Source organism: Aeromonas sp. ASNIH8 (assembly GCF_002919855.1).
GTDB lineage: Bacteria > Pseudomonadota > Gammaproteobacteria > Enterobacterales > Aeromonadaceae > Aeromonas > Aeromonas caviae.
The window spans coordinates 1-11654 of the sequence record NZ_PQLN01000114.1 but is presented as its reverse complement, the minus strand read 5'-3'; the positions used below and the strand labels follow the sequence as shown (position 1 = coordinate 11654).

8 protein-coding genes, 1 rRNA gene and 1 pseudogene are annotated in these 11654 nt (G+C 59.7%); 6 read left to right on the top strand and 4 right to left on the bottom strand.

All coding sequences use genetic code 11. The annotated features are described in order from the left end of the window. Positions 1 to 401 precede the first annotated feature (401 nt). The 3 genes and pseudogenes from C3418_RS20555 to C3418_RS20545 all read left to right on the top strand — a co-directional run bounded on the left by C3418_RS20555 (position 402) and on the right by C3418_RS20545 (position 4660). The gene (locus C3418_RS20555) at positions 402 to 1013 is read left to right on the top strand and encodes an OmpW family outer membrane protein (RefSeq protein WP_010674216.1); all 612 of its coding nucleotides are present in this window, start codon (positions 402 to 404) and stop codon (positions 1011 to 1013) included. A gap of 196 nt (positions 1014 to 1209) precedes the next feature. Continuing rightward, positions 1210 to 3188: pseudogene (locus tag C3418_RS20550) on the top strand (methyl-accepting chemotaxis protein). 8 nt (positions 3189 to 3196) lie between these two features. Next, positions 3197 to 4660, top strand: coding sequence for an extracellular solute-binding protein (locus C3418_RS20545; RefSeq protein ID WP_042015850.1), 1464 nt, complete (start codon positions 3197 to 3199; stop codon positions 4658 to 4660). Positions 4661 to 4720: 60 nt separating this feature from the next. On the opposite strand, the gene C3418_RS20540 is transcribed toward C3418_RS20545, so the two are convergent. Then, entirely contained in the window at positions 4721 to 5512 is a 792-nt protein-coding gene (locus tag C3418_RS20540; RefSeq protein ID WP_103859165.1) for a GNAT family N-acetyltransferase, read from the bottom strand. Positions 5513 to 5839: 327 nt separating this feature from the next. On the opposite strand from C3418_RS20540, the gene metF reads away from it, so the two are divergent. Then, positions 5840 to 6736, top strand: a complete 897-nt coding sequence (gene metF, locus C3418_RS20535; RefSeq protein ID WP_010674220.1) for a methylenetetrahydrofolate reductase — start codon at positions 5840 to 5842, stop codon at positions 6734 to 6736. A 63-nt stretch (positions 6737 to 6799) separates the two neighbouring features. On the opposite strand, the gene C3418_RS20530 is transcribed toward metF, so the two are convergent. Together C3418_RS20530 and C3418_RS20525 are read right to left on the bottom strand one after the other, a co-directional pair. Then, positions 6800 to 7864, bottom strand: coding sequence for a DUF3103 family protein (locus C3418_RS20530; RefSeq protein ID WP_103261667.1), 1065 nt, complete (start codon positions 7862 to 7864; stop codon positions 6800 to 6802). A 147-nt stretch (positions 7865 to 8011) separates the two neighbouring features. Beyond that, complete coding sequence (locus C3418_RS20525) at positions 8012 to 9163, bottom strand: benzoate/H(+) symporter BenE family transporter (RefSeq protein WP_258040150.1); 1152 nt, start codon at positions 9161 to 9163, stop codon at positions 8012 to 8014. Positions 9164 to 9276: 113 nt separating this feature from the next. Here C3418_RS20525 and C3418_RS20520 point away from each other — a divergent pair, with 113 nt between their 5' ends. Then, positions 9277 to 9849 carry a helix-turn-helix domain-containing protein gene (locus C3418_RS20520; protein ID WP_042015843.1) on the top strand — a complete coding sequence of 191 codons (573 nt, stop codon included), beginning with the start codon at positions 9277 to 9279 and terminating at the stop codon, positions 9847 to 9849. On the opposite strand, the gene C3418_RS20515 is transcribed toward C3418_RS20520, so the two are convergent. Then, the gene (locus tag C3418_RS20515) at positions 9850 to 11046 is read right to left on the bottom strand and encodes an NnrS family protein (protein WP_103859164.1); all 1197 of its coding nucleotides are present in this window, start codon (positions 11044 to 11046) and stop codon (positions 9850 to 9852) included. Between the two features lie 493 nt (positions 11047 to 11539). Here C3418_RS20515 and C3418_RS20510 point away from each other — a divergent pair. Next, a 16S ribosomal RNA gene (locus C3418_RS20510) occupies positions 11540 to 11654 on the top strand; the annotation flags it as partial.

Sequence of the window (11654 nt, the reverse complement as noted above, 5' to 3'; positions counted from 1 at the left end):
GCAAGGCGAGCGTAAGACGGAAGCAAAAAATCGCAGGAATGAGCAGTGAATATCTGGAAACGGTACTCAATGCGGGTCTCAAAAAACTGGGTGAAATTTAACAAAATGTTCACGCTCTCACCCTGGGGCATAATTAAACAACAATTGAAAGGTGATATGAAGATGTTTAAGGTGTATTTAATTGGTATTTTACATTTCATGATGATGCGGTAATTTAAGGTATCATAATGTATTTTAATGACTTTTTATTTTCATCTGCGGTTTGATTGTCCAATCAAAGCTGCCGTGTACATCTATCTATTTCTTGATAACTATTGAGCTAAATCAATAACCGGCCATTCACATCCTTTTATAGTTTTCGGGCTTGCAACATAGAAAGAAAACAAAAAAGGAATAATGTGATGAAAAAGATCCTTCCTCTGTTAATCGCAGCCGCATTTGCTTCCCCCGTCGCCATGGCACATCAGGCCGGTGACATCCTGGTCCGTGGTGGTCTGGCGTTCGTCTCTCCCCAGACCAGCAGTGACAACGTGCTGGGGACGGGCGAGCTGGAGATCGACAGCAACATGCAGCTTGGTCTGACCCTCTCCTACATGTTGACGGACAACTGGGGTGTCGAGCTGCTGGCCGCGACCCCCTTCTCCCACTCGGTGTCGACTGCCGGCCTGGGTGAGGTCGCCAAGGTCAAACACCTGCCGCCGACCCTGATGGCGCAGTACTACTTCGGTGATGCCAACAGCAAGGTGCGCCCCTATGTGGGTGCCGGTATCAACTACACCACCTTCTTCGACGAGGAAGGGCGCGGTGCCCTGGCGGGGACGGATGTGAGCGTGGACTCCTCCTGGGGGATGGCGGGTCAGGTGGGCCTGGACATGGCGATCAATGACCGCTGGTTCGTCAACGCCTCTGCCTGGCTCATCGACATCGATACCGATGTGCATACCGCCGTGGGCACCATCAACACCTCCATCGATCCGGTGGCCTTCATGTTCGGCGTCGGTTACCGCTTCTGATGACAAACGTGGCCGGTGCACGGCCATGACAACAAGCATGTCTCTTTGGCCCGGCTCTGTTCGGGCCCTTTTCTGCCTGCCATGTCACGCCAACTGTGATCTGGCCCGCCATCGCGTCACGAACCGCTATTCCATTGCATCCCGCTGCCGATAACCTCGGCATTCACCCCTTTCCCCAACGAGTGAGGATGCCTCCATGGGTTTATCTATTGTGCAGCGGATCATCGCCGGCTTCGTGCTGATGCTGTTGTTGCTGGTTCTGCTCGGCTTCATCAGTATCTTGAAGATCCGTGGGATCAACGAGGGGCTCTCCCAGGTTTCTGATCGTGCCACCCCCCTGGTGATCGCGGTCGCCGGGCTCAAGGGCGCACTGCAGGACAGCAACCGCTGGGTGCTCACCTACAGAACCAGCGAGGAGGCGGCCCAGTTGCCGCAACTGGCCAGCCAGTTCAAGGCGCAGCAGGAGCGTTTCCTGGCCCAGAGCAAGGAGATGGCCCGGTTTGACGGGGTGGCCGAGGCGAGCGAGCGGTTCCGCCAGGTCGACGGGGCGACCCGCGAGTTCTACGGGTTGGCGGATCAGGTGCTGACCCAGCACGGTCAGTGGGTGGCCGCACTCGATCGGCGCCATGAACTGGAGCTGGCGTTCATCCGGCTGGAAGATACCTACCAGTGGGCCGCCGACCTGTTATTGCAGCAGACCGCGAGCAAACGCTCCATGCGCAACAAGGCCGAACTCATCACCTCCGGCATTGCCCGGGATCTGAAAAACATCCGCCGGGCCGATGCCAAGACCGATCTCAATGAATTGGAGAAGGTGCTCGGCAAGGATATCGAGATGGCACGCAAACGGCTCGAACGGGTGCAGGTGCCCGATGACGTGAGGCAGCGTTTCATCGTCAACCTCGATCGGATGCAGGAGCTGGCCCTAGGCCCGAAAGGGTTGCTGGCGACCATGCGCAATGGCCAGCAACTGGCGGCCTCACTGCAGTCCCTGAACCAGCAACTCGACACCAGTCTGGTCAACAGCCTGGCGCTGCTGGACGAGATGGCCAAATCGGCGGGCAGCATTGCCAGCGCGAGCCGGGTCGGGGCGGATGACGCCGTCAGCAGCGCCAGCGCCTGGATCCTGATCGTGTCTGCCATCTCCGCGGCCGCCGCGCTCCTCATCGGTTACACCACGGCCCGCAGCATCCAGCGTCCGCTGCAACTCATCGATCGGGAGCTGGATCGCATGGCCACGGGTGACATGACCCGGCGCATCGACTACCAGAGCCGCTGCGAGTTCGGCAGCCTGACCCGCTCCATCAATACCTGGCAGACAAGACTGGCGAGTTGCTCGCCCAGATCAATGCCGGCTCGCGCCATCTGGTGGACGAGGCGAGCCGCGCCGCCGAGATAAGCGAGCGAGCCATGTCACGGGTACAGGATCAGAAGAGCCAGACCGATCAGGTGGCTGCCGCCATCACAGAGCTGGAGGTGAGTGCGACTGAGGTGGCGCGCTCCACCGACGGCACCAAGCGCGAGGTGGACCTGGCGGACGAAGAGGCCCGCGCCGGACGCAAACAAGTGGCGACTACGCGCCAGATCACCGAACAACTGGCGGGAGCCATGGAAGAGGCGGTCGGTATCACCCACAAGCTGGGGGAATTCAGCGACAACATCGGCAGCATCCTCGACGTGATCCGCAGCATCGCCGAGCAGACCAACCTGCTGGCGCTGAACGCGGCCATCGAGGCGGCCCGGGCGGGGGACGCCGGTCGCGGCTTCGCAGTTGTGGCGGACGAGGTGCGGGCACTGGCGAACCGGACCCAGACCTCGACCGAGGAGATCCAGGCCATGATCGAGAGCCTGCAAAGTTCCAGCAAGCACGTGGTGGCCGTGATGGCACGCAGCCAGGAGCAGACCCAGGATTGCGTGGCCCAGACCCGGGTGATGGACGAGGCGCTGCAATCCATTGCCGAGCGGATGAGCGCCATCAAGGCGATGGCGGATCAGGTGGCTCATGCCGCCCAGGAACAGATCTCCGTGAGTCAGGGGGTTGCCCGTCATGTCGCCGGCATTGCGGATGTGGCTTACGAGACCGAGCGGGAGGCGCGGGAATCGGCCAGCAGCAGTGAGGTGCTGGCGGATCTGGTCGCCAAGCAGCAGCAATTGATCGCCCATTTCAAGGTGTAGGAGGACTTATGGCTAACAAATGGATCGGGGCCCTGAGTCTCCTGTTGTGTGGCCAGCTGATGGCCAGCGAGCTGGTGATAGAGAGCTGGCGCATAGATGACAAGGCCTTGTGGGAACAGAAGATCATTCCTGCATTCGAGGCCGCCCACCCGGGTATTCAGGTGAAATTCAACGGGGTGCAGAACGTCGAGTACATGCCGACCCTTTGGGCCAGCCTCAAGGCGGGCAAGGCGGGGGATCTCATCACCTGCCGCCCGTTTGACGACTCCCTGGCCCTGTTCAAGGCGGGCCATCTGGTGGAGCTGAGCGAGATGGCGGGGATGGAGAACTTCCCGAGCTTTGCCCAATCCCCCTGGCAGACCGACAGCGGCGCCCAGACTTTCTGCGTACCCATGGCATCGGTGATTCACGGCTTCTTCTACAACAAGAAGATATTCAGTGAGCTGGGGCTGACGGTACCCCAGACCCGCGAGGCATTCTTCGCAGCCCTGGACAAGGTGAAGGCGGATGGTCGCTATGTTCCCCTCGCCGTGAGCGGCTCGGAGAGCTGGGTTGCCTCCGAGCTCGGTTTCCAGAACATAGGCCCCAACTACTGGAAGGGGGAGGATGGTCGATTGGCGCTGATCGGGGGCCAGGAGCGCTTCAACAACCCGCAATACGTCAAGGTGTTCGAGGAGCTGGCCCGCTGGCGTGACTACCTGGGGGAGGGGGGCGAGAGCCGCGACTACGCCACCACCAACGAGCTCTTCACCTCGGGCAAGGCTGCCTTCTATGCGGCGGGATCCTGGGAGATCGCCCCCTTCACCGGCAAGGTGGACTTCGGTGTCATGCGCCCGCCCGTGGCAAAGCAGGGGGATGGCTGTTTCTTCACCGATCACACCGATATCGGTATGGGGATGAATCCGGCCAGCAAGAACAAGGAGGCCGCCATGACCTTCCTGCAGTGGCTGACCACTCCCCAGTTTGCCGAGCTCTATACCAACTCGCTGCCCGGCTTCTTCTCGCTCTCCAACCACTTCTTTGAAGCCACCAATCCGGCGGCCAGAGAGATGATGGAGTGGCGGGATCAGTGCGATTCCACCATCCGGGTTGCCACCCAGATCCTCTCCCGCGGCACTCCCAAGCTCGGGGATGAACTGGCCGAGGTGAGCCAGCAGGTATTGCTGGGAACCGTGGCACCCAAGGCGGCGGCCGATCGCCTGGAACAGGGGTTGAAAGGGTGGTATGCCCCCCATCAGGGCAACCAGGGCAAGGGACAGGAATGTCAGTGTGAGGCGAGCGTGCCTGCCGTCCCTGCGTCGGGTGCCATCGGGACCGAGCCTGCTGCTCCTGTGGTGCCGAATGGACAAGCGCCCTCCGGAGCAAGCGCGACCCAGCCTCCGTCAGCACCGGTGTCCGGAGCTGTCGCTCCAGCGCCTCCTGCCGAAGTGGAGGAGGCGCTCGCCAGCGAACTGGAGGGGGCACAGCCCTGATGGTTCACCATGAAGAACGGGAGGCCTTGGCCTCCCGTTTTGCATCTGCGTGATGACCTGTCATTCCCGTGGCAAGCGGCACAGGCTGCCGATACGGGCCACCGGCACGAAACCCAGAGTGCGATAGACCCGCTGGGCGTGATAGTGCTCGTCTGCCACTATGATGAGCGAACTGGCCCGTGCCAGTCCCTGGCGTGCGACCTGGCTCAGCAACAGACGACAGAGCCCCTGGTTTCGCCACTCTGCGTGCGTGCGCACCAGTTGAAAGCGTCCCAGGGGGCCGGTGAAGAAGAGTCCGCAGCTGGCAACCAGTTGATCCTGGTGCCATAACCCCCACCACTGTCCGAGCCCGTCATCGATCATGGCCTGATAGAGCTGGCGGCGTGACAAGAGATAGGGAAGATAGCGCTCCTCCGAATGGGCGGGATCCCGCTCTGCCAGTTCGAAGGCGAGCCACTGATCCCAGTCCGCCGCGGTGAACGGGCGAGCCGGGGCCAGGTCGCTGCCGGTGGGGGCTTGCCATTCCATTGCACTCAGCGCCAGTACCACGCACTCCATGTATTGGTATCCCGCCGCCACGAACCCGGCGACCCGGCTGTTCTGGCCTGCGGCGAGGGGCCACTGGAAGGTACGGTGGCGGATACGGGGATCCCAGCCAATCAGCCTGTCGAAACTGGCCTCGAGCCAGCCCTTGTCACGATCGCTTGGGGGGGTGGGTAGCAACAGGTAGTTGCCGAAGTAGTAGTCTGGAGAGCCCGGGGTACGCACGGTCCAGAACGCATCATGATCCGTCACCTCGCCCTGATAGCGATCGAACAGCAGATCGGTGGCAAAACCGGGGTGATCTTCCATGATGGGGCTCCTGCAAACGCTTGAATTGCTTATCGGCAGGCGGGGAAAGAAGTTAAAAAAAGGCCGGGAAACCCGGCCAAACAATCACACGCAGATTCAGAACGTCCAGGACGATCCGCCCGCATCATAGCGTGCCTGACAGCATTTTGGGATGGGGTCGCTCATTACTTAGGTTGAATTGCAAAATAAAAAAATCGGCAATCCCCCTTGTCGCTGACAAATCGGTATTGACTTTGATCCGTTTTCTCATAAAGATAGAAAGACGTTTAGACGTCCAAACATCCGTTTTGGCGTGAAGGAATGGGTTGCAGGACAGGGAGAGAGCAGATGGGATTTCACAGCGCGCGTCAGGTTGAGGCACTCAACCAGAGTTTGGCGGATCTGGGTGGCGACATATCGGTCAGTTTCGAGTTTTTCCCGCCCAACAGCGAAGGGATGGAGAACACCCTCTGGCAGTCCATCGAGCGCCTGCAGGTGCTGGAGCCCAAATTCGTCTCTGTGACCTATGGCGCCAACTCGGGCACCCGTGACCGCACTCACAAGGTGATCAAGGACATCAAGGAGCGCACCGGGCTCATCGCCGCCCCGCACCTGACCTGTATCGACGCCAGCCGTGACGAGTTGCGCACCATTGCCCGTGACTACTGGAACAGCGGCATTCGCCATATCGTGGCCCTGCGCGGAGACTTGCCCCCCGGCCTCGACAAGCCTGACATGTATGCCACCGACCTGGTTGCCCTGCTCAAGTCCGAAGCCGATTTCGACATTTCGGTCGCCGCCTATCCGGAAGGCCACCCCGAGGCTCGCAGTGCGCAATCCGACCTGCTCAACCTCAAGCGCAAGATAGATGCCGGTGCCAACCGGGCCATTACCCAGTTCTTCTTCGATGTGGAGACCTATCTGCGTTTTCGGGATCGCTGCGCCGCCATCGGTATCGATGCGGAGATCGTGCCGGGGATACTGCCGGTCTCCAACTACCAGACCCTGGCCAAGTTTGCCGGTTTCACCAACGTGAAGATCCCGCGCTGGATGCACCAGCGTTTCGAAGGGCTGGAAAACGATCAGATGACGCGCAACATGGTGGGAGCCAGCATTGCCATCGACCAGGTGCGTGTGCTGAGTCAGGAAGGGGTGAAGGATTTCCACTTCTATACCCTGAACCGCTCAGAGCTGACCTATGCCATCTGTCACACACTGGGTGTGAGGCCGAAAGGTCAGGCCTGATCCGCGGCTCTGATACAGAAAAGCCAATGAGTCTTCTCATTGGCTTTTTGTTTTGAGCGACAGTCAGGGCCGGGTTGGCTGGATCTCCCTGGGCTCGAGATCGATGACTGCATTGCCGGCGGCACCGGGATACTGGTGATAGCTCTGGTCCTGCTCCAGGGTATAGAAGGTGTCGAGGTAGTCGTCGTTGTTGGTCATCCAGGAGTCCGGAAGTGCCTTGACGATACGACCGCCGAGGTCGAGGAAGGGCAGGGCCTCGGGTACGCCGCCCGCAGTGAAGCCGAGTTTGAGTGCGTCAATCAGGAGGGCACTCAGCTCCTTGTAATTGACGTTGTCATCCTGCTCCATCATGACCACGTCGACGGCTCCCCAGCGGTAGCGATCCCAATAGACCAGGATCTGGTTGGGGGTGTAGTCGGTGTTGTCGTAGTCGAGATAGGGCATGTCGACGATATCCACCACGGGCTCGTCCCTGCCAGGGTTGACCCCGGCCACGACGGCATAGACCTCGGCGGCGCCCAGCAGCCAGGGCTCCTGATCATCGTTGAGCCTGATCTTCTTGAGAATGCTGGTCTTGAGGGGCGTGGCGTTGCTGGTGGCACGGGGCGTCACCTGCATGTCGGCGGCAGCCAGCGCCTTTCGCATCACCTTCAGGCCGGCATTCTTGGCTTTGACCGGATCGGCCTCCACCACCAGTACCGGCCGCGCCGGCGGCTGGTTCACATCGAGATAGATCGGGCTGCCGGCGCTGTCGAACGCCTCGATGGCGCTCCAGCTCTTTTCGTCACCACTTGGTATGTAGGCAACCAGTGGCTCAACCCCTTGTTGCAGTGCATCCGCCTGATCCGGATTGGCCAGCCGCAGTTGCATCAGTTCCCTGACCTCGCCATCCAGCCCTTGCCGACTGATGGCCGCCTGGTTGGCATCCCGAGCCTGGCGCTTCAGGCGCGGGCTGGCCTTTTGCAGCAGGTTGGGCAGTGGGCTCTGGTATTCCTGATTGTTCAGGAGCGGCAGCAGGTTCTTCTGCTGCAGCGCGAGCTGGCGTGCCAGCTCCCGATCGGTGTCGGCAGCCTGGGTCGTGGTGGCGCCCAGCAGTGCCAGTAACAAAATGACAGCCTGATTCCTCATCTTCGTTCTCCAGTATTGAGTCTGACAACGGCGCTTGTCGGGAAGGATCTGCGCCGTTTTGTCACTAGAAAGGAATAAGGTTCATATGTGAACGCTCTTCTCAGTATTATGTGCTGCGTCTCACTGGAGTCTCCCCAGATGGTCAGGTCAGGCGCGGAGCCGGTTGACTTGATGCAATGTCACTCCGATCAGCAATCCCCAGCAGGCAGACCCGACCCCGAGCAGGGTGATCCCCGAGGCAGTCACGAGGAAAGTCAGTAGCGCGGCTTCCCGCTCCTCGTCCTGCTGCAAGGCGCTGTGCAAGCTGCTGCCTATGGTGCCGAGCAGCGCCAGTCCGGCCACGCAGGTGACCAGCACCGCAGGGAATGCGCTGAACAGGGCAACCACGGTGGCACCGAAGCAGCCTGTGAGCAGGTAGAAACATCCAGCCCACACGGCAGCAGGCCAGCGTCGAGTGGCATCGTGATCCACTTCCTTGCCCATGCAGATGGCGGCAGTGATGGCGGCCAGGTTGAAGGCGTAGCCGCCAAACGGTGCCAGCAGCACGCCGATGAATCCGGTCCAGCCAATCAGGGAAGAAGTGGCCGGTTGATAGCCGTGGGCGCGCAGGATGGCAATGCCCGACATGTTTTGCGAGGTCATGGTAACGAGAAAGAGCGGGAGTGCGATGCCGAGCAGGGCGTCGATGGAAAAGGCTGGCGAGACCCAGACCGGGGTGGAAAGTTGCCAGTAAACCTCGTTGAGTTGCAGCTCGCCCCTCAGGGTGCAGAGCAGCATGCCGGCAGCCAGGACCAGCACCATGGTGTAGCGGGGCCAGAGGTGGCGACCCAGCAAGAAAGCCAGTAGCAAGGTGCCAAGCAGCAAAGGATCTTGCGGTGCCACCTTGAAGAGATCCAGCCCGAACCTGAGCAAGACTCCGGCCAGCATGGCGGCCGCCAGGGGGGCGGGAATGTGACGCATCAGCCTGTCGAACCAGCCGCTGATACCGCAGAGGGTGATCAGCAGTGAAGAGATGATGAAGGCGCCGATGGCCTCCGCCAGACTGAAGTTCCCCAGGCTGGTGATGAGCAGGGCGGCACCCGGGGTGGACCAGGCCGTCAAGACAGGCATCCGGTAATAGAGGGAGAGGCCGATGCAGCTGACCCCCATGCCGATACCCAGTGTCCATAACCAGGAAGAGACCTGGGCTGCATCGGCACCGGCGGCCGTGGCGGCCTGGATGATCAAGATGACAGAACTCGTGTAACCCACCAATACGGCGATGAGTCCCGCGACCATGTGGGGGAGGGCTAGGGGCATGGGAAACTTCCTTGTGGATGCTGATAGCTTGTGCGCTATTGCGTACAATGTGGTTTTGACTATAACGCTGTGCGTTATGGCGCACAATATGGCTCGAAGAAATCGGAGAACAGATGCAGGAGATGAGTCGCTATCTGGCCCAGCGATTGAAAGGGCTGCGCACTGAAAGAGGATGGAGCCTGGATATGGCCGCCCGTGAAACGGGGGTGAGCAAGGCCATGCTGGGACAGATCGAGCGAGGTGAATCCAGCCCGACGGTGGCAACATTGTGGAAGATTGCCACCGGTTTTCGGGTCTCTTTCTCCAGTTTCATTGAGCCGACACCAGCGGCACAGGGAGAGACGGTATACCGTATTGCCGATGATATTCGACAGCAGCCGGCGGGAGAGGGGATGCAGGTTGCCCCGCTTTTCCCCTATGAGGCCCGCTTTGGTTTCGAGTTGTTCGAACTGACCCTGCTACCTGGCTACCAGCGGGAGTCAGAACCCCATGAACCCGGGGTGACCGAACATGTCATCGTCATCAGCGGTGTGATGGAGGTGCTGGTGGACGGGGCGTGGCGTTCCCTCGATCAGGGTGAGGCCGTCCGGTTTGCAGCGGATCGTCCCCATGGCTATCGCAATCTTGGGGTCGCTCCCGCCATCTTCCACAATCTGATCCACTATCCGGCCATGGCCACGCGATGACTAGCCGGGGCGACCATCCGCTCTGGGACTGGTCAGTATGGGGGTATAGACCCAGACAAAGAGACCGTAGGCGGCAACCCAGCTCCATCCGCTGAGGTTCCATCCCGTGAGGGTGAGGTCTGGCCAAAAGAGGGGGAGCAAGACCCGCAACAGTGCGGACAGGATGACCAGTGCAAATGCCGCCGTGATCCTGCGTCCTATCTGCAGGGCTCTGCCACTGTGTCCGAGGGATACACGGGCTATCATCCCGAGGATCATGGCCCCCATGCTGCCCGCGCTGAACAGATGGCTGGCCAGTGACAAGGCAATCGGCCAGCCAGCCGTGCGTGCCGCCAGGGCGGTCAGCCCCAGTGGGATAAAGAGGTAGGCCAGGTGAAGCGACCACAGCAGGGGTTGGGCCACCGTGATGCCGGGTCGCCAGCGCAGCTGCCTGTAGAGGTGAGCCCCTGCCGCCACTATATATAGAGGGAACATCTGAATTCCGATGACCCACTGGGTCGGGAGTACTAACCAGAGCAGCAGGATGAGCCACAGAGACGCGAGGGCAATGCGCTCCAGCCACGGCAGTGGGAGTGCTTTTTCGGTCCCAGTGGCTCTGGCGGTGAAGAAAGGAATGACACGTCCTCCCATGACGGCAATCAGGGTCGTGAAGAGGAGCACGGTTGCAAGCAGGATATGTTCTACCAATGGCCATTCGGCATGCCACCGCCAGCAAGCGGTATTGAGCAGGGTCAACACGAGAAGCAGGGGAACAAAAAAGAGATTGCGCCACTGGCGCGTCACTATGATGGGTCTGGCGAGAAACCACGTACAGAGGGGCAACCAGGCCAGGTCCATGACCATCAGAGTGACATTGCTTTCTCCAAACCAGGGGAGCAGGCCTCTCGGGATGGCCCACAATCCCACGACCAGTGCCAGCGGCCAACCGCGTACACCTGGGTGAGCGGTCCAGTTCTGGACGGCGGTAAGCAGAAAACCCGCCACTATGGCGGCACCAAAGCCGAACAGCATTTCATGTGCATGCCACCAGATGGGGTTGGCAATCCCGGGCAGAGCGAACCAGCCGTTGAGTTGCCCCAGCCAGCCCAGCATCGCCAATGCCGAGAACAAGGCGCCGAACAGGAAGAAAGGCCGAAACCCGAGGCGGAACAGAGGAACGATTTTCTCCTCTTTGCGGCTATCCAGGATCTGGTGCATGAATGAAACCTAAATTGAACATTTGAAAAGCCAATTATAAAGTGGCTTTTCAAATGTTCAATTTAAATCCAATGAAAGCCCGAAATGGTGGTGATACGAGCGAAATAGAACCGCTTTGCTGCATATCTGAGCGAACGGTTCTTTTCGGTGAAAAAGCCCTTGTCATCGCGGCGCGGCTCCCTATAATGCGCCCCTACCAGCACGGCGGAACACGCCAACCTGATGAGCCAGCTTCCTTGCGAAGTGGGCGCTGAAAGAAAAGCGAAAACAATCGCTTGACTTTCGAAGTGAGAAGCGTAATATGCGCCTCCTCAACGCGACAAGCGTGACGCTCTTTAACAATTTGAATCAAGCAATCTGTGTGGGCACTCACAGCATCGAACATCAAAAACAATTTTTGATATCAATGTCTGATGAAGTGACCAAAGCAACTTTTTAGTTGCAGCAGTTAATTCAGCAATTCATTGAGCCGCCTTAACAGGCAACCAAACTTAAATTGAAGAGTTTGATCATGGCTCAGATTGAACGCTGGCGGCAGGCCTAACACATGCAAGTCGAGCGGCAGCGGGAAAGTAGCTTGCTACTTTTGCCGGCGAGCGGCGGACGGG

Bases quoted from the DNA above. Each gene is read 5' to 3' on its own strand.
- C3418_RS20520 (WP_042015843.1), top strand. From the start codon at position 9,277: ATGCAGGAGATGAGTCGCTATCTGGCCCAGCGATTGAAAGGGCTGCGC.
- C3418_RS20530 (WP_103261667.1), bottom strand. From the start codon at position 7,864: ATGAGGAATCAGGCTGTCATTTTGTTACTGGCACTGCTGGGCGCCACC.
- C3418_RS20540 (WP_103859165.1), bottom strand. From the start codon at position 5,512: ATGGAAGATCACCCCGGTTTTGCCACCGATCTGCTGTTCGATCGCTAT.
- C3418_RS20525 (WP_258040150.1), bottom strand. From the start codon at position 9,163: ATGCCCCTAGCCCTCCCCCACATGGTCGCGGGACTCATCGCCGTATTG.
- C3418_RS20555 (WP_010674216.1), top strand. From the start codon at position 402: ATGAAAAAGATCCTTCCTCTGTTAATCGCAGCCGCATTTGCTTCCCCC.
- C3418_RS20515 (WP_103859164.1), bottom strand. From the start codon at position 11,046: ATGCACCAGATCCTGGATAGCCGCAAAGAGGAGAAAATCGTTCCTCTG.
- C3418_RS20545 (WP_042015850.1), top strand. From the start codon at position 3,197: ATGGCTAACAAATGGATCGGGGCCCTGAGTCTCCTGTTGTGTGGCCAG.
- metF (WP_010674220.1), top strand. From the start codon at position 5,840: ATGGGATTTCACAGCGCGCGTCAGGTTGAGGCACTCAACCAGAGTTTG.